This window comes from Asticcacaulis excentricus (assembly GCF_003966695.1).
Lineage (GTDB): Bacteria > Pseudomonadota > Alphaproteobacteria > Caulobacterales > Caulobacteraceae > Asticcacaulis > Asticcacaulis excentricus_A.
On the sequence record NZ_AP018827.1, the window covers coordinates 69,415 to 86,788 of the forward strand.

Annotated in this window: 20 protein-coding genes and 1 tRNA gene; 15 read left to right on the forward strand and 6 right to left on the reverse strand. The window is 59.0% G+C overall.

All coding sequences use genetic code 11. The features are described 5' to 3' along the window. The first annotated feature begins 182 nt into the window (after window positions 1-182). From EM6_RS00365 to EM6_RS00400, 8 genes are all read left to right on the forward strand, one after another. Window positions 183-1,469 carry a tyrosine-type recombinase/integrase gene (locus tag EM6_RS00365; RefSeq protein WP_126419508.1) on the forward strand — a complete coding sequence of 429 codons (1,287 nt, stop codon included), beginning with the start codon at window positions 183-185 and terminating at the stop codon, window positions 1,467-1,469. A gap of 37 nt (window positions 1,470-1,506) precedes the next feature. Continuing rightward, window positions 1,507-2,208 (forward strand): hypothetical protein, encoded by a 702-nt coding sequence (locus EM6_RS00370; RefSeq protein WP_126419509.1) that lies wholly within the window; start codon window positions 1,507-1,509, stop codon window positions 2,206-2,208. Window positions 2,209-2,311: 103 nt separating this feature from the next. Next, window positions 2,312-2,548 carry a hypothetical protein gene (locus EM6_RS00375; RefSeq protein WP_126419510.1) on the forward strand — a complete coding sequence of 79 codons (237 nt, stop codon included), beginning with the start codon at window positions 2,312-2,314 and terminating at the stop codon, window positions 2,546-2,548. 4 nt (window positions 2,549-2,552) lie between these two features. Then, the gene (locus tag EM6_RS00380; RefSeq protein ID WP_126419511.1) at window positions 2,553-2,756 is read left to right on the forward strand and encodes a hypothetical protein; all 204 of its coding nucleotides are present in this window, start codon (window positions 2,553-2,555) and stop codon (window positions 2,754-2,756) included. Further along, entirely contained in the window at window positions 2,743-3,093 is a 351-nt protein-coding gene (locus EM6_RS17455) for a hypothetical protein (RefSeq protein ID WP_197723578.1), read from the forward strand. Before EM6_RS00380 ends, EM6_RS17455 begins: the two co-directional genes overlap by 14 nt. A gap of 129 nt (window positions 3,094-3,222) precedes the next feature. Then, window positions 3,223-3,480, forward strand: a complete 258-nt coding sequence (locus EM6_RS00390) for a transcriptional coactivator p15/PC4 family protein (protein ID WP_126419512.1) — start codon at window positions 3,223-3,225, stop codon at window positions 3,478-3,480. A 3-nt stretch (window positions 3,481-3,483) separates the two neighbouring features. Beyond that, window positions 3,484-3,915, forward strand: coding sequence for a helix-turn-helix domain-containing protein (locus tag EM6_RS00395; protein ID WP_126419513.1), 432 nt, complete (start codon window positions 3,484-3,486; stop codon window positions 3,913-3,915). A 41-nt stretch (window positions 3,916-3,956) separates the two neighbouring features. Further along, the gene (locus tag EM6_RS00400; RefSeq protein ID WP_126419514.1) at window positions 3,957-4,391 is read left to right on the forward strand and encodes a hypothetical protein; all 435 of its coding nucleotides are present in this window, start codon (window positions 3,957-3,959) and stop codon (window positions 4,389-4,391) included. Between the two features lie 1,028 nt (window positions 4,392-5,419). On the opposite strand, the gene EM6_RS00405 is transcribed toward EM6_RS00400, so the two are convergent. The 3 genes from EM6_RS00405 to EM6_RS00415 form a co-directional block, all read right to left on the reverse strand. Then, window positions 5,420-5,755 carry a hypothetical protein gene (locus tag EM6_RS00405; protein WP_126419515.1) on the reverse strand — a complete coding sequence of 112 codons (336 nt, stop codon included), beginning with the start codon at window positions 5,753-5,755 and terminating at the stop codon, window positions 5,420-5,422. A gap of 362 nt (window positions 5,756-6,117) precedes the next feature. Continuing rightward, window positions 6,118-6,192 (reverse strand) — tRNA-Gly (locus tag EM6_RS00410). Window positions 6,193-6,465: 273 nt separating this feature from the next. After that, window positions 6,466-7,449 (reverse strand): 2-hydroxyacid dehydrogenase, encoded by a 984-nt coding sequence (locus EM6_RS00415; protein WP_126419516.1) that lies wholly within the window; start codon window positions 7,447-7,449, stop codon window positions 6,466-6,468. 240 nt (window positions 7,450-7,689) lie between these two features. On the opposite strand from EM6_RS00415, the gene EM6_RS00420 reads away from it, so the two are divergent. The 6 genes from EM6_RS00420 to EM6_RS00440 all read left to right on the forward strand — a co-directional run bounded on the left by EM6_RS00420 (window position 7,690) and on the right by EM6_RS00440 (window position 11,948). Then, complete coding sequence (locus EM6_RS00420) at window positions 7,690-8,238, forward strand: SH3 domain-containing protein (RefSeq protein WP_232037060.1); 549 nt, start codon at window positions 7,690-7,692, stop codon at window positions 8,236-8,238. A 144-nt stretch (window positions 8,239-8,382) separates the two neighbouring features. After that, window positions 8,383-8,901: a 3-hydroxyacyl-[acyl-carrier-protein] dehydratase FabA gene (gene fabA / locus EM6_RS00425; RefSeq protein ID WP_126419517.1), complete on the forward strand. Its 519-nt coding sequence runs from the start codon at window positions 8,383-8,385 to the stop codon at window positions 8,899-8,901. A gap of 35 nt (window positions 8,902-8,936) precedes the next feature. Next, a complete protein-coding gene (fabB, locus tag EM6_RS00430; RefSeq protein WP_126419518.1) occupies window positions 8,937-10,160 on the forward strand; it encodes a beta-ketoacyl-ACP synthase I in 1,224 nt (407 codons plus the stop codon). Between the two features lie 51 nt (window positions 10,161-10,211). Then, window positions 10,212-11,030 carry an enoyl-ACP reductase FabI gene (locus EM6_RS00435; RefSeq protein ID WP_013478302.1) on the forward strand — a complete coding sequence of 273 codons (819 nt, stop codon included), beginning with the start codon at window positions 10,212-10,214 and terminating at the stop codon, window positions 11,028-11,030. Window positions 11,031-11,352: 322 nt separating this feature from the next. Beyond that, a complete protein-coding gene (locus EM6_RS17255; RefSeq protein WP_172961094.1) occupies window positions 11,353-11,529 on the forward strand; it encodes a hypothetical protein in 177 nt (58 codons plus the stop codon). Next, the gene (locus tag EM6_RS00440; RefSeq protein ID WP_126419519.1) at window positions 11,526-11,948 is read left to right on the forward strand and encodes a metallopeptidase family protein; all 423 of its coding nucleotides are present in this window, start codon (window positions 11,526-11,528) and stop codon (window positions 11,946-11,948) included. Before EM6_RS17255 ends, EM6_RS00440 begins: the two co-directional genes overlap by 4 nt. 356 nt (window positions 11,949-12,304) lie before the next feature. Here EM6_RS00440 and EM6_RS00445 read toward each other — a convergent pair whose 3' ends face one another. The 3 genes from EM6_RS00445 to EM6_RS00455 all read right to left on the reverse strand — a co-directional run bounded on the left by EM6_RS00445 (window position 12,305) and on the right by EM6_RS00455 (window position 14,559). Continuing rightward, entirely contained in the window at window positions 12,305-12,991 is a 687-nt protein-coding gene (locus EM6_RS00445) for a glutathione S-transferase family protein (protein WP_126419520.1), read from the reverse strand. A gap of 90 nt (window positions 12,992-13,081) precedes the next feature. Next, on the reverse strand, window positions 13,082-13,906 hold the full coding sequence (locus EM6_RS00450) for a DODA-type extradiol aromatic ring-opening family dioxygenase (RefSeq protein ID WP_126419521.1): 825 nt from the start codon (window positions 13,904-13,906) through the stop codon (window positions 13,082-13,084). 71 nt (window positions 13,907-13,977) lie between these two features. After that, window positions 13,978-14,559 (reverse strand): YceI family protein, encoded by a 582-nt coding sequence (locus EM6_RS00455; RefSeq protein WP_126419522.1) that lies wholly within the window; start codon window positions 14,557-14,559, stop codon window positions 13,978-13,980. Between the two features lie 275 nt (window positions 14,560-14,834). On the opposite strand from EM6_RS00455, the gene EM6_RS00460 reads away from it, so the two are divergent. Continuing rightward, entirely contained in the window at window positions 14,835-17,357 is a 2,523-nt protein-coding gene (locus EM6_RS00460) for a TonB-dependent receptor (RefSeq protein WP_126419523.1), read from the forward strand. Window positions 17,358-17,374 lie beyond the last annotated feature (17 nt).

Here is a 17,374-nt window from a genome sequence, read left to right on the forward strand (position 1 = left end):
ACCTTGGCAAGGTGGCGATTACGTAATTTCCCATGCTTACCTCAAATTTCGCATTGTCGATTAACCCTTGTAATTATAACCGATTAAAGGCAAAAAGTAAGTGGTAGCAAATATGGGAAATTACCCACATTGGCTACATTATGCTTACCCCATGCTTACCGGGTAAGCAAGGAGCCTGACAAATGCCGAAAAAAAGCGCCTTTAGAATAACCAAGGAAGCCGTCGATGCGCTCCCTGCGGATAAGGACGCGGTTTATTGGGATAGGGACGTCAAGGGATTTGGCGTTCGGGTGAAGCCGGGGGGCCAAAAGAGCTACCTTGTCCAGTACAGGAACCGCGAGGGGCGCTCCCGGCGGCTTACTCTTGGACAGCACGGCCACATCACCCCCAAAGAGGCGGAGCGGCTTGCTAGGGCCGCTCTGGGGCAGGTTGCGGGCGGGGCTGATCCTGTCGAAAGTGGCAAGCAGCTAAAGCAGGAACTAACGGTAGCCGCATTGTGCGCGGAATATGTGGAAGCTGTCGAACTGGGTTTGCGTGATCCGAAGCGGGCGGTGGTGTTTGGCAAAAGTGGCGCGCCCAAAAAGGCCTCTACCCATCAGGAAGACCTCTACCGCATTAATCGGCACATCATCCCGCACTTAGGTAAGCGAAAGGTGGGGGCCGTCACTTCTGCTGACGTGCGCCGTTTTATGGACGCAGTGGCGCAAGGGCGAACCGCTACCCGCGCAAAAGACCCGGCGACGAAAAAACGGGGGACCGTCCGCACCACCGGCGGTTCTGGTGTCGCGGCTCGCACGGTTGGTTTGTTGGGCGGCATTTTTTCATATGCGGTGGATCGGGGGCATTTAGAAACAAACCCGTGTCGCGGCGTCAAGCGGCCCCCGGACAAGCGTAGGGAAGTCCGCCTCAGTGCTGAACAATACGCCCTGCTTGGTAAGGCTCTACGGGCTTCTGAGGTCGCTGGCGAAGTGTGGCAGGCTGTCGGTGTGTTCCGCCTTATCGCTCTGACAGGCTGCCGCTTGGGTGAGGCGCAAAATCTAAAATGGACAGAAGTAGATTTGCCGGGGCAAGTCCTAAGGCTTTCGGACACAAAAACTGGGTGCTCTGTAAGGCCCATCGGGTCGGCGGTGGTGGCGCTTCTGAATAGCCTGCCGCGTGAGGGTGACTATGTGTTCCCCTCACCATTGGATCAAAACACTCCGTATGGCGGCTTACCCGGCGCGTGGAAGCGCGTTTTGGGGCGGTTGAACACCGACGAGGAAGCAAATCTCAACGGCCTAACACCGCACGGCCTCCGTCATGCCTATGCAAGCACGGGCGGCGATTTGGGACTAACCGAGATCACCATATCCGCTTTACTCGGTCATTCTTCGGCGGGCGTGACACAAAGGTACATCCACTTCTTGGACACCGCGCTTATCGCGGCGGCTAATCAGGTTTCGCGAGAAATCGAGTTCATGATGGCTTAGCCGCGTAGTGAAAGCTTTTGCCAAAAGGAATAAATAAATGAACTCAGACCGTACCCCCGTCTTGGCTCTTAAAGAAGTCGATGAAGACGTAAAGGCTTTTAGGTTGGCCTTGGAGGCGCGAGATTTCAAGGCGGCGGCAACGCACCTACTGACGGGGGCGCGAAACATTGCTTACCGATTGCTAGAGGGGGAGGGGTTTGAGTTTCCGCAGCGTCATGTCCACCAGAGCGAATTTGGACCCGCCCTAGTAGTTTTCAACTCCTCTTTCGAGGAGTTGGACCAGATGGCGAAGTTTTGCGACGCCCTAGTTATGAGGGACGGCACCGAGCTACCTGCTGTTGTAACCATTGCAGGAGACCTTTTTCGGGACCTGCGAGTGGTCCAAGGTACGCTAGACGGTCGTAACCCTGATGCAGTTGACGAACCCACTCACATGGCAATCATCATCGCTAATGTGTTCTCTATCTCTCAGAACTATACCCTTGCTCAGATGTGGGAAAACACGTTCTGGGAGCAGTTCGGGAAGGCTAAAAAGGCGCAGATCGATCAAGCAAACGCCAGAAGAAAAGGCGGCGGCCACAACCGAAAATGGGCGGAAGTTGCGAGGCCTTACATGGACGCGGAACCTAATGCGACCCGATCCAGAATAGCAGACTTAATTCTGCTGGACCCAAAATATGCGGACGCTGATAAGTCAGCAATTCTGAGAGCGTTGAAACCACAGTTCTCCAAGCGCTGACAGCGCTAAGCGCTACCACGTGACAGCGCTTAGCGCTGCTATCCGCGTGTGGAAAGAGCTGGAATATTAGAACCGTCACCCACTAACTTCTCGGAGTGACGCTATGGTTTCTCAGACACGCCCCCTTCGCCGCAACGAGGCGAGCGAATATCTTTTCCAGACCCACGGTATCAAGCGGGTTCCCGCCACATTAGCCAAGTTGGCAACACTTGGTGGTGGGCCGCTGTTCCGGAAGGCAAATCGAACGCCCCTTTATGAGGTGAGCGAACTCGACGCTTGGGCTGCGTCTATCACCACCGGCCCCAAGCGTTCGACCTCTGATATCGGGGCGGAGGGCTAACACCATGCACACAATTGAGAACGCCCCCGGCACTGCCTGTGTGCGCGGGGGCGGTGGTGAGCTTAGGGGCTACATCACCTCTGATAGCGTCATTCTGGCGGCGCGCAAGGCCCTTATGGGCCGTCTGAGCCGAACCGCTGGCCTTCCCCCTTCGATTGCCCGCTTGACCGTCGAACTGGCTTTGGGAGGCGCAAATGGCCGAACCTGATTTCTCTGGTCCGGTTCGCTGGCGAAAAGACGCCACCGGCGAGACGGCACGCCTTGCGGCGATAGCGAAGGCGATAACAGCGCCTAAACAGCGTGAGCGGGTTTATGGCGTGCTGGCAGCGGTTCACCCCGAAGCCATGACGCCCGAGCAAATTACCCGCGCGCTTCATGACGCGGGCGGGCGTGACTTGCTTATGTCAATACGCCCCCGGTGTAGCGAGTTGGCACGCATGGGCCTGATCCGTGATTCCGGATTGCGTGGCATGGGCGAAGGCGGCTGCAAGGCCATTAAATGGGTCGCCACCACCGGCGAGACGAAAGGGGGGGAGCATGTCTAAGCCCCTTAAAATGGTCTTCGTGTGGCTCTGGGAGGCGCTTCACGCGCCCCCCGGCCTTCACCGGGCGCAATGCCTGAAAGCCGCCCGGCGTAAACTGGATATGGCTATCAGAGATGAAGGAGGGGCTGAATGAGTGATCTGCCTCTCCCGATTGGTCATGTGACAAAAAACGCCACAGAAGAAATCCGGGTCGCGTTGCAGGAGTACAAGGGCCTTAAGTTGGCGGACATACGGGTTTACGGTCGCTTCTCAGCGGCAAAAACCTTCGCCCCTACTGCTAAAGGTATTTCATTCAACCCGGCGCTCCTGCCTGAGCTAATCACCCTCCTGCAAGCCGCAGAAGCGGAGGCGCGTAAGCGTGGTCTCATGGGTGGCGGAGACGCTTAACCCATGACCCGAAAACGAAATCAGAAGGGCCGCAACTCCGGCGGCCCTGCCTTCGTGCAACTGTTCAATTACATGCTTGCCTCTGAGGCATGGCGAAGCCTTAAGCCCCAAGCCCGTGCGGTCTATCTGGCCATTGCAGGGCGCTATAAGGGCGCGAACAATGGCTATCTGGCGGCGTCGGTGAGGGACCTGGCCTCTGAGTGCCTGATAGACGCGAAGACAGTTACGGCCTCACTTAACGGCCTTATTGCGCGCGGCTTTATTGAACGGACGCAAGAGGGTAGCTTTGCCTGTAAGGTGAGATTGGCGGCTGAATATAGGCTAACCGTCTTTCCTTGTGATCGTACGGGAGATAAACCGACAAAGGCTTTCATGAAATGGAAGGCTTTTGATGTGGCAACGAGGCAGGAAACACCATCGCAAAATCTAGGCTGAGAGTCACAACGCCTGACACAGAATTGTGACTGGGGTGAAGATTGTGGCGGGCCGAAGAATCGCCGAAAAATTGTGTTCTTCGTTCAGGCATGGGCCATAATGATGCGGAGAACCTAAAGCTAGGGCCGGGAGGAGATATGAAAGGTATATTGTTTCTAAGTGCGATGTCACTGCTTACTGGGATTGCCACACCCGCCAGTGCAATGACCTACTTTCTGGTTAGGGATTTGGGCGTTAAGGACAATATGCGCCGTTGCCTTTACTCGAACAATGAAATCTACGCCTACAACTCAACTGAAATATGCCCGCTTCAAATCGAGGACGATTCCATTAAGTCGAACCGTTCTCAAAAAGGATTTTACAAAGGTGAGTACCCGGACGGCATGACTAAGGTCTGTGTCTATGACGTCATGGGAGAAACGAGGTCCATTCGCATTAATGGTATAAAACTGTGTCCAATGCAGGCGGAATTTTAGGCGACGTGAAGTTATAGTCGATGAAGTGTCGGGAGGGATGAATTGGAGGGTGACTCGTGGGTTTTAAAGATCATTGCACTCATGTTAGCCTACATTGCGTGGAAGCTTGGCGACCTGTTCAAGGAAGTTAAATCGATCCGCTGGATGATGAATATCGACCGCAACCTGAACCCACGCGATGGGTCGGAACTCCGAAGTCGAAATTTTGAAGAATAATTGGATCATCCAAACTCATCGGTCGTTGCTCCTCTGAGACATGACCACGTAGAGGCAGGGACTTTCAACACGATGCCGCTCAGACGCGCTTTGCCTTTTTGTTAGGCAGCGCGTCGTTCGCTACCCTCTAGCTCAGGATGAGAGCGTCTATCTTCTCACGGCCTATGGCTAGAATGTATATGTGTGGTGTCATATCCCACCGTACCGCTAACGAAAGAGGCTTTGACGGTGGTGCCTTTTCCCACCGTGGCGGGGTTTTAGGCGGTTCCTTTCGGGTGACGGTGGTGCCATTTCCCACCGTAAATGCGTCAAATCCCACCGTGTTCTAAATTTTTGCGGTACTTGGATGCAGATTTTTATACACCAATGCGCGGGCGCACGCGCGCATATAATAGCGGCGTGGGTTCTCGTTTCTTAGCAATGCCGCTTGTGTAACGCTGTTGGCCGGTGTCGTGGTAGCAACATAAACAATGAACGAATATGTCTAGCTTAGCGTAGGCTGAGTCAAAAAACTGATGCCGCCTGCCCGAACATTCCGCGCGCGCGTGTGTAACCGCTCTAGGAAAAAGTCGTTTCCCGCATGGGGGCTCGCCCTATCAAATACTATCGGCTCCCCACCGTGCAATTTGATAGGTTTTGCTAGGGGCGGAGCCTGTTTCTGTGTAGGGCGTAACTGAAAAAACAGTTGTGAACAGCTAGAGCCTACTGAGCTACGCCGACATGTCGGCAATCCCTAGCTGCCGATAATTCCGCGCGGGCGTGCGTGCGCGTTAAATAACGCGGAGAACAGAACATCATTTGCGTCTGAGGCGTTAGTAGTTTTCACAGGCCATTGAGCGAACATACTCGCATCCATCTCGACGAATGGATTGGTTGCAATAGTACAGCACTGTGAGCATCACGCCTAAAACCATGCCTATTCGGACAAGGTTTCCGAATAGATGCATAATGCGGTCGCCTTTGGTCTTCCGAGGTTTGATCTCGCCAGTCCGGGGGTCTAGGGGAGGAGGTGGTTCCTTGGGATCATCTGGCGAGTTAAAGTAGTCGCGTGCCTTTCCGAAACCGCCGAACAATCCCGCCCAAACAAATTGGGCTACAACAAAGACGACTATCGCCCCTAAAATTTTAAAAAAAATCTGATCTTCCACCCACCCCTCCGGTCACACAAATCCTAACGGGATGAGACTATCATTTCAGAGTCTGGCGCGCCATGTGCAGTTCTGGTGTTTGGACCAAGGGCCGAAAAAGGTGACCGAGCCCAAAGGCGAAATTCCAAGTTTCCGTGGCCTCCCGGTTCTGAATTTCATTTGTGGCCAAATGTCTAGCCTTACTCGCTCTCGGAAATTGCTCGGGGATTGCATCACGCTGGTGGCTCTCACACGTACAACTGCGGTGCCGAAGCCGATTTTAAAGCAAGGCTTTTGCTTACCTCTTGCTTACCTAGCTTATCTGATTGGCTTGCGGGGGAGGGTGTAGCAACCTCTAACCCCTTGTATTTTATGGAACAGATTGGAGCGGGTGAAGAGGATCGAACTCTCGACATCCACCTTGGCAAGGTGGCGCTCTACCGCTGAGCTACACCCGCTCGTTTCTGTTATCCACCGGCGTGTCCGCCGAAGAGGTGCGCCTTATAGACAAAAGCCCGCAGCCTTTGCAAGGGGCATTTTTCGGAAACCTGTGAAAAACTTTTTTCATCTCAGCGCCTCCCCTGATTTCAGGGGAGGTGGATTTTGGCGCGTTAGCGACAAAAGACGGTGGGGTTGAAAAGGACGGATTAACCCCACCCGGCCTTTCAGGCCACCCTCCCCTGAAATCAGGGGAGGCGCTGTAAAGAGCGGGGCTTGATTGTCGTGAGACGTTACAGCATCGCCGGGATGACGCGATCGGGTGGGCGGTGGCCGTCCTGAAGCGTCTTGATATTGAGGATCACCCGGTCGCCCATATCGGTGCGCGCTTCGATGGTCGAAGACGCCATATGCGGCAGCAGTACCGCATTGGGCAGGCCGAACAGTTCCGGATTGATGCCGGGCAGGCGCTCATAGACGTCAAGCCCGACGCCGGCGATCTTGTTGCCGCGCAGGAGGTGTGCCAGCGCCTCTTCATCGACGATCTGCCCGCGCGCCGTGTTGACGAGAATGGCGTGCGGCTGAAGTTTGGCCAGTCGTTCGGCATCGAGCAGGTGGAAGGTGTGGGGGCCGCCCGGCGCATTGATCGACACCACGTCCATGCGCGACAGCATCTGGTCCAGATCGTCCCAGTAGGTGGCTTCAAGCTCGTCTGAAATGCGCTGCGACACCGGTTTGCGGTTATGATAGTGCACCTGCATCCCGAAGGCGCGCGCGCGCCGTGCCAGCGCCTGACCGATGCGGCCCATGCCGACAATCCCCAGCCGCTTGCCATAGATGCGGCGGCCCATCATGAAGGTCGGCGACCAGGCGGAAAATTCACCGCGCTGTACGGTTTCAGCCCCTTCGACGAAACGGCGCGCCACAGCGATGATCAGGCCCATGGTCATTTCGGCCGTGTCTTCGGTCAGCACGCCCGGCGTATTGGTGACGATAATGCCTTTTTCGACGGCTTTGGCGACGTCGATATGGTCATAGCCGACGCCGAAATTGGCGATCATCTTGAGCTGTTCGCCGCAGGCGTCGATAAACTCGGCGTCGATGCGGTCATTGATCGAAGAGACGAGGACTTCGGCGGTCTGCGCCGCCTCGATCATCTTGTCGCGCGGCATCGGGTCCTTGGTGAGCCAGAGCGTGGTGTTGAACAGTTCGCGGAACCGCGTTTCGACCCCGTCGGGCAGTTTCACGGTCATAACGACTTTCAATTTCTTGTTCATGGCAATTTCTTGTTCATGGTATGCGTTGACCCTTTGACGGCATTTTCGTTCAGGACTGTTTTTTAGGGTCTGGTTAACCAAATCTGAAGCATTGCAAGCCCAGTGTCGAAGACCTTTCCACGCCCCCTTAACCGTCTGCTTTTGCCGATGCCGACCCTGTTCAGCCTGTTTTTTTCAGTGAAATCACCACACCATAGGCCGTGCCCCCGCGTCAAGTCGGGGTGGGCGAGGGCGGCTGTTTTGGCCCTGTCGCTGGGGATGGTTTGCGGCGGCGTTGCGCCCGCCGCGCAGGCCGGGTCTGCTGAGGAAGAGTCGTTCAACACGCCCTCAAAGCAGCCCGTGCCGCGCTGGGCCTCACTGCGCTCCAACGAAGTCTATGCCCGCTCCGGCCCGACCAAGGAAAACAAGGTCCTGTGGACCTATCGCCAGAAGAACCTGCCGGTGCAGATCATTTCTGAAACCCGCGAATGGCGCATGATCTGCGATCCGGACGGCGGCATCGCCTGGGTCAGCCGCTCGATGCTGAAGTCGCAGCGCAGCGTGGTGTCGATGGGCACGCAAAAGATCGACCTGTTGAGCGCCGCCAAACCCACCGCCAAGGTCAAGGCGCGACTCAATCCGCGCGCTCTGGCCACGCTCGACAAGTGCAAGAAGGGCTATTGCAAGGTCTCGGTCGGCAATGTCGATGGCTGGGCTCCGCAGGACCGTCTGTGGGGGGCGCAGGAAGGCGCAGCGTGTAAACGCCCGGACCCCTTTACGCGGCTGGGCACCCCGCTGGGCGTGCGTTAGTACGCCTTCGCGAGCTAAATTTCACAACAAAAGCCATTGAGCCGCGGCCTCTATGCGTGTAACGCATCTTTACAGCCTGTTACGAACGCGCCATTAAGCGCCGCGTAACAGCTATATGTGTGTGAGATTCTATCCGGAGCCCCAATGAGCGACCGTCCTTCGTCTTTCGATTATGAAGCCCTTCTGGCCTGTTCGCGCGGGGAAATGTACGGTCCGGGCAATGCCCAGCTGCCGGCGCCGCCGATGCTGATGATGGATCGTATCACGCAGATCACGCAGGACGGCGGGGCCTTCAACAAGGGCTATATCGAGGCCGAACTCGACATCAATCCCGACCTGTGGTTCTTCGCCTGTCACTTTATCGGTGATCCGGTCATGCCGGGCTGCCTGGGCCTTGATGCCATGTGGCAGCTGGTCGGTTTCTTCCTCGGCTGGTCGGGCAATCCGGGCCGCGGCCGCGCTCTGGGCGTCGGCGACGTCAAATTTACCGGTCAGGTCACGCCGTCCGTCAAAAAGGTGACCTATAAGATAGATATGAAGCGGGTCATGACGGGCAAGCTGATCATGGGCATCGGCGAAGGCGTGGTGCTGGCTGACGACAAGCCGATCTATTCGGCGTCGGGCCTGCGCGTCGGCCTGTTCGACGCCAAGGATCTGGTCTGATCAAAAGCACCCCCTCGACTACAGGGAAGCGAACTATGCGTAGAGTTGTTATCACCGGTCTCGGTATCGTCTCATCCATCGGCACGGGCGCAGACGAGGTTGCGGCCTCGCTGCGTGACGCCAAATCGGGCATCGTCGCCGCGCCGGACTATGCCGAGCTGGGCTTCAAGTGTCAGGTGCACGCCAAACCGACCATCGGCGACTGGACGCCTCTGGTCGATCGCCGCGCGGCGCGCTTCCTGTCGGACGGTCTGGCCTATGGGCACGTCTCGCTGGAGCAGGCCATAAGGTCGGCCGGTCTGGAAGAGAGCGATATTTCCAACGAGCGCACGGGCATCATCTTCGGCGCGGGCGGCCCTTCGACGCGCACCATCGTCGAAGCCGCCGACACGACGCGCGAAAAGAAGTCGCCCAAGCGCATCGGGCCCTTCGCGGTGCCCAAGGCCATGTCGTCGGGCCCTTCGGCGGTGCTGGCGACCTGGTTCAAGATTCGCGGCATCAACTATTCGATCTCTTCGGCCTGCGCCACCTCGGTGCACTGCATCGGAGCGGCGGCGGAACAGATCATGCTGGGCCGTCAGGACGTGATGTTTGCCGGCGGTACCGAAGAACTGGACTGGACCCTGTCCAACCTGTTCGACGCCATGGGCGCCATGTCATCGAACTTTAACGACACGCCTTCGGTCGCATCGCGCGCCTATGACAAGAACCGCGACGGCTTCGTCATCGCCGGGGGCGCCGGCGCGGTCGTGCTCGAAGACTATGAGCGGGCCAAGGCACGCGGGGCCAATATTCTGGCTGAAATCGTCGGCTATTGCGCCAATTCGGACGGCTACGACATGGTGGCCCCGTCAGGTGAGGGGGCGGAGCGCTGTATGCGTGAGGCCCTGCGTCAGGCCGGTGGCCGCAAGATCGACTATCTCAACCCGCACGGCACCTCGACGCCGGTGGGCGATGAGCGCGAAATGGGCGCGGTGCGCAACGTCTTTGGCGAAGCGTCTCCGCTGATCTCCTCGACCAAGTCGCTGACCGGCCATTCGCTGGGTGCGGCAGGGGCACAGGAAGTGATCTACTGCCTGCTGATGATGCAGCACGGTTTTGCGGCCAAGAGCGCGCATATCGAGGAACTCGACCCGGCCTTTGACGGTATGCCGATCCTGCGTGAACGCCGCGACGGCGCGCTGGAAACCGTGATGTCGAACTCGTTCGGCTTTGGCGGCACCAACGGCTCGATCATCCTGTCGCAGGCGGATTTGTAATTCAAATCCCTCCCTGTGCAGCGGGGAGGGTGTATTCATAGGATTAGACATATGGCTGAAGACGGCTGGAAATTCCCCAAGGGCGAGCTGATGAAGGGCAAGAAGGGCCTGGTCATGGGCGTTGCCAATGACAAGTCCATCGCCTGGGGCATTGCCTCGCAACTGGCGGCGCAGGGCGCGGATATGGCCTTCTCCTATATGGGTGAAAGCCTGCTGCGCCGCGTCGGGCCGCTGGCCGAATCCATCGGCGTCAAGCACCTGATCGAATGCGATGTCACCGACGATGCGTCGATGGACGCAGCCTTCGCCAAACTCAAAGAGATTTACGGCGAAATCGACTTTGTGATCCACTCGGTGGCCTTCGCCAACAAGAACGAACTGCAAGGTTCGTTCGTTGAAAACACCACCCGCGAAGGCTTCCTGCTGGCTATGAATGTGTCGGCCTTCTCCTTCGTTGATGTGTCGCGTCGCGCGGCTGAGCTGATGCCGAACGGCGGGTCGCTGGTGACGTTGAGCTATCTGGGTTCTGAGCGCGTCATTCCGAACTACAACACCATGGGCGTGGCCAAGGCGGCGCTTGAGGCTTCGACGCGCTATATCGCCCGCGACCTCGGCCCCAAGAAGATCCGCGTCAACGCCATTTCGGCGGGCGCCATGCGCACCCTTAGCTTGGCCGGTATCTCCGGTGGGCGTTCGCTGCACGCCAAGTCGGGTCAGTTTTCGCTGCTGAAAGAAGAAACCTCGATGGAAGGCGTCGCCGGGGCGGCCCTGTGGCTGGCTTCTGACCTTGGCCTCTCCACCACCGGCGAAGTGGTGCACGTTGATGCAGGCTTCCATGTGGTCGGTCTGCCGGAAGACGTAGAGATTTAATCTCGGTCAAAAGCCGCTATCGCTGCGCTGTCGGGACGACTTGTCCCGGCGGCGTTTGCGTTTTAGGCTCAGTCTCTGAACGGCGCGTGGCTGAGCGTGTTGCGCATGGCGGACATGATATACCTCAGACCGATATAGAACGGCGTTTCCCGCGCAGTTTGCGCAATCTTCTGATTGATTATAGAATGAGGGCTGACGTCTGCGTGTGCTACATGAACGATGATGGCCACGCAGAGGTGATCTTTCATCAATCAGGTGAGGATTGCCAGGTGGCGAGCCCGTCTCTTTTTGAGGGGTTGAAGCGTTTGTTAGGGCAGGTGAAATGAACCGCGAAGATGTGTCGGCTTACGCAAATCATGCCCTGACGGTGCTGCGCGAAGCCGTGTCCGAAGCCATTGAGCGGAAACGGCGGCTGGGGCAATACTGGGTGGTGTGGGACGGCGAAAAGCCGGTCGAGGTCTATCCGGAAAACGCCGTCGATCGCCCGGCCGCCGAATGAGCCAGACCGCGTTTGGACCGCCGCCGTCGCTGGGCGATATCGAAGCCGTGGCCAGAGACACGCTGAGCAAGCTGCCGGAGCCCTTCGCTGGGTATCTGCGCGACGTGGTGCTGATCGTTGAGGATTTCCCCGCCGAAGACCTGCTGGCCGATCTGGGCATCGAAGACCCGTTTGAACTGACCGGCCTCTATACGGGCCGTCCGGCGGAAACCGAGACCTTCACAGGCGACTTGCCGCCGATGATCCACCTGTTCCGCCGCCCGATCCTTGATGAATGGGCCGAAACCGGCGTGCCGCTGGGCGATCTGGTCGCCCATATCCTGATCCACGAAGCCGGGCACCATTTCGGCCTCAGCGACGACGATATGGAGTGGCTGGAGGACGAGCTGAAAAACGGGTCTACCTCGTCCGTTCACTGATCTTACGCATTTCAACCGTACCGCGCATTAATCGCACATTAAGAGAACAGCATTATTCTGGATTATACGGTATGCTAAGTACGGCATATCTTGTGTAACCCATAGTCAGGCGTTTTCAGTATGCGTACCCCCGACCCGTTTATGGCGCCTCAGTTGTCTCCCGACAGCCGCGCCCGGCCTGCGCCGCTTAAGCGCGCGGCCACCTTCACCGAAATCTCTATTCCGCCCCATTCCTCCGGACTCCACGGTTTCGCTCAGACCGTGAAGCGCCTTATGCGTCGTTTTTGCTGCGGCGTGTAACGGCAGGTTTTCCTGCCGCGGCGGGAGGTCCGGATAACCTCCCGCCAAACTCTTTTTTAAACCGCGCGATAGTCGGCCAGTACGACACCCGCCTCCGTCACCTCGGCCTCGTGCTCCGGTTCGCGCGCCGTTTCGGCCAGCGCCGCCGCGTACCAGTCCTGCATGGCGGGCAGGGCCAGCAGGCGCTCGATATAGGCCTGCGCGGGCGGGCTCAGCCTTAAGCCATAGGTCTGCACGCGGAAGGCCACGGGGCAGTAAAAGGCATCCACCGCCGTGAAGGTGTCGCCCGCCAGAAACGGCCCGCCAAAGCGGCTCAGCCCTTCGCTGAACAGCGCATCCAGACGGTCGATATTGCGCTGAAGCGCCGGGCTGATCGTGTGCAGTTTTACCCGCAGTCCGCAGGTCATGGTGCAGATGGTGCGCAAGACCGAAAAACCAGAGTGCATCTCCGCCGCTGCCGAACGGGCAAAGGCGCGCGCCTCACGATCCGCAGGCCACACGGCCGGATGCGCCTGATAGACATACTCGGCTATGGCCAGAGAATCCCATATGGTCAGGCCCTGATCGTGCAGGGCGGGCACCAGAGATGACGGCGAAAAGGCCTTGAACTGCACATTCTCGCCGATGGGGGTCGAGAAATAGTGCAGGTGCTCGGTGAAGGGAATCCCCAGCGTTTTCAGCAGCACCCACGGGCGCAGCGACCACGAGGAATAGTTCTTGTTGGCGATATAAAGATCGTACATGCGACACCTCCGTTCATGCACGGATTATGGCCACCTACGCTCAGGCACGGAAGTGGCGAAACTGACGCTCATCGCATAAAAACTGCCAAGCTAGCCGAACTGAAAGCCGCTAACCGCTGTGTTCATCGGTTTCAGTGTCTCGTCATAGGTCCGCACCGCCTTCGCGTCGCTGGCGGCTCCGGCGGCGACAAACAGCGGCACCAGATGGTCTTCGTGCGGGTGGGCGATGCGCGCCCCTGCGCCTTTTGACCAGTCGCGCAGCAGCGCTTCGCGGGCCTCACCGGTGTGGGCCGTCAGCGTGTCGTTCAACCAGTCATTAAAATGGTGGGAGCCATTGACCGGCTCATGGGCCAGGCTCAGGCGGATCAGGGCCTTGAGGTCGTGGAAACTCATGCCCGACGCCACAATCAGCACGCCTTCATCGCGCAGCGGGGCCAGCGCCTTGCCCAGCGCGATATGCGCCTGCGGGTCCCAGTTGCTTTTGATCGACAGTTGCACCACCGGAATGTCGGCCTCAGGGTACATCAGCAGGAAGGGCACGAACACGCCGTGGTCGTAGTCGCGCGTGGCGTCGCGATCGACCGGGATACCCGCCTCTGCCGCCAGAGCAATGACGCGCTCGGCCAGTTCGGGCGAGCCGGGGGCTGGGTAATTCAGCCGGTAGGTATGGTCGGGAAAGCCGTAATAGTCGAACAACATGCCCGGTTTTGCCTTGGTCTGCACCGTGAAGCGTTCGGTCATCCAGTGCGCCGAGATGACCAGTATGGCCTTCGGGCGCTGCCCCACCTGACGGGGGATGTCGCGCAAATAGTCGCCCATGCGGTCCCACAGATGCGGCGGGTTCCACTCCATAAAGAAGCACGGGCCGCCGCCATGCGGAATATAGAGGGTGGGTAGGGGGTTTTGCGACGTCATCGGGAACACCTGAATAAAAAAGGGGCGCGGCCGTGACCGCACCCCCGGAAAAAACGAACCGTAAACCGGTCTTACTTCTTGTTGGCTTCGGCCGTGATGACGAGGGCGATTTCGTCGCTCACCGCCGGGACATAGGCACCCATGCCGAAGTCCGAACGCTTGATCTGGCCCGTGGCGCTGAAGCCTGCGGTCTTCACGCCCTTCATATTGGCGCCGATCTTGTTCAGCTTGACGGCCAGGGTGACCGGCTTGGTGACGCCGTGGATGGTCAGGTTGCCGGTGACATTGGCCGTGTCCTTACCGGTCACATCGACCTTGGTCGATTTGAAGGTCGCGGTCGGGTAGGTGGCGGCGTCAAAGAAGTCCTTCGACTTCAGGTGACCGTCCAGCGCGGCGACGCCGGTGTTCAGGCCGTCGATGGCGAAGCTGACTTCGACCGACGAATTGGCCGGAGCGGCTTCGTCCAGCACCAGCGTGCCGACGGCGTTCATGAACTTGGCGGTCGGCTTCGAGAAGCCAAAGTGCGTCCATGAGAAGACGACTTCGGTGTGGGTCGCTTCGAGGGCGTAGGTTTCCGGGGCGGCGAAGGCCGGGGTCAGCGAGCCGGCGAACAGGGCGGCGGCGATAAGGGTCGATTTGAAGACGTGACGCATGGCGGGCTCCTTTAAGAGAATGATCTGCGATAAGCGTAACTATAAGAGTTACGGTTTCGGCTGACAAGAGGGGGACGCGAAAAAATAACGACAACATCTAATACGACTCGTTGACGCACAGGTTCACAGTTTCGCCCGGAATTGTCGCTTTTGCGTGACAGGGCGCAGCAATCTGCAGGATGTGGGCGTAATTGTGACGGCTGCAACCCTACTGTCATAAGCCTTGGTTAAGCGATGGATGTTCTGTCTCATCCTCCTGCCAAAGGAAGCCGTCCATGTCCGTCCTGCGCCTTGCCTCCGTTTCCGTTGTCGCCCTGATGCTGGCAGCACCGGCTCTGGCTCAAACCCAGACCGTCACCGGGTCGGATGAGGCCGGTGTGCCGGAAATCGTAGTGACGCTGCAAAAGCGTGAACAGAAGCTGCTCAACGTCCCGGCGGCGGTGACGGGCCTCAGTGCGTCCTTCCTGACCGATGTCGGTGTCACCGACTTCGCCGAGCTGTCGCTGTTCGTGCCGGGCTTTGAGGTGCAGGATCAATCGCCGAACAACCCCGGCTTCGTGATGCGCGGCATCACCTCCGATTCGGGCGCGGCGACCGGCGAAGCGCGTGTTTCGGTGTTTCAGGACGGTGTGTCGATCTCGCGCTCGCGCGGCGCCTATGTCGAGCTGTTCGATCTCGACCGCGTCGAAGTGGCCAAGGGCCCGCAATCGACCCTGTTCGGGCGCGGCGCTCTGATCGGGGCCGTTAATATCATTCAGGCCAAGGCCAAACCCGTGCTGGATGGCAAGGCGGCGATCAGCGTCGGTGACTATAATTACCGTATGGTCGATGCCATGGTGAACGTGCCGCTCAGCGACACGCTGGCCGTGCGCCTGTCGGGCCGTGCCAAGCACCGCGACGGCTATACCGAAAACCTTCTGGGCGGCGAGGACTTCAACGGTCTGGGCAGCGATGCCCTGCGCCTTACCGCCGCCTGGCGTCCGAGCGATGCCCTGCGTTTCGACCTGATCAGCAACTATCAAAAGGATTCGACGCCGGGCACGGGCTTCAAGTCCGGCACCTTTACCCCGATCGACCCGAAGACGGGGGCCGTGATCGGCGACCTGTCGCCGACCTCCGGTGCGGCTCTGGCCAATGGCGCGGGGTTCAAGAACCGCGATCTGGGGCTGGAGCGCACCGTGACCGGCACCACGCTTCTGGGCGAATGGCGTCTGTCAGAGGCCTATCGTCTGTCGTCGATCAGCGCCTATCGCCGCTTCTCGGCTTCGGAAGTGTTTGACGCCGACGGCATGTCGCTGCCGCTGCTGGCCATCGCCGAAGACGCTAAGGGCAAGCAGTGGTCGCAGGAACTGCGCCTCAACTACGATGCGGGCGGGGCGGTGTCGTGGTTTGCGGGCTTGAGCTACTTCAAGGAAGAGGCCTCGACCGCCGTGCCGATGCAGATCAATGAGCGGCTGGCCGGTCTGTTCCTCGCGAATGCTCTGGCGCGCCCGACGCCGCAATCGCCCGCGGTGCTGGACGCGACCGCCACTGCCGTTTTCGGCGTGTTGTCGCCCTATGTGCTGACCAATCACCGCGAATCTTCGACGAATTTCGGCAAGACCGAGTCGGTGGACGCCTATGCGGACCTCACCTGGCGCGCCACGCCCAAGCTCGAACTGAGCGCGGGCGTGCGCTATACGCAGGACGACAAGGTGTCGGGCTATGCCGCCTCTGTGGAAAACCCCTCGGCTCTGGCGGCGGCCTCCAGCCTGACGCCGGTGATCACCGCCAATGTGCAGGCGCAGGTGACACAACTGGTCACGCAATACGTCACCGCGACTGGCACCGCGCCGTCGCAGGCGCAGATCAATGCCTGGACGGCGCAGGTAACGCCCGTCGTCACTCAGGCCGTCGTCGCCGGTATGCCGCCGGTCGGTATCTTCAAGCAGCCGACGCCGGGCAATGGCAACCGCGTCGATCAGAGCTTCTCGGATGATGGTGTCACCTACCGTCTGGTGGCCCGCTATGCCTTCAGCGATACGGTCAACGCCTATGCTTCGCTGGCGCGCGGCCGTCAGCCCAAGGTGCTTAGCGGCGATTCGGGCAGCACGCCGCTGGCCGCGCCGAAATTCACCTATGCCGACGCCGAAACCGTCGATAGCCTCGAACTGGGCCTGAAGACGCGCCTGCTGGACGGTCGCCTGAGCTGGGATACCGCGGTCTATGGCTATAGGTACAAGAACTTTCAGACGCAGGTGGCGACACAAAGCGGCGGCCTGATCACGGTCAGCGCCGGGGAAGCCGACGCCTATGGTCTGGAGACTCAGGCCTATTATCGCCTGACGCCGGGGGCCGACCTGTTTGTCACCTATGCCTACAGCCACGCCCGTTTCGGCAACGGTCTGTATGAAGGCAACCGCTTCCGCCTGAATCCCGACCACAGCCTGTCGCTGGGCGGCCGCTTCAAGTTCAGCACGCAGAACGCCCGCTTCTGGTTCACCCCGACCTATACCTGGCAATCGGACGGCGTCTTTGACGACAATAACGACCTGCCGAAGTATCAGCCGGCGGTGGCGGGCCTGCGCCCGGTGGCCGACACGAAGCAGGATGAGAAGCAGGACGCCTATGGCCTCCTGAACCTGCGTCTCGGCTACGCGCCGCTGAACGCCCCGTGGTCGGTCGAAGTCTTCGCCGATAACGTCACCGACGAAGCCTATATCAAGGATGCGGGCAATACGGGCGACAACCTCGGTATCGCCACCTTTATCGCCGGTGAACCGCGCATGGTCGGCGTGACGCTGCGCATGAATTACTGATTACGCTCTGGCCGAGC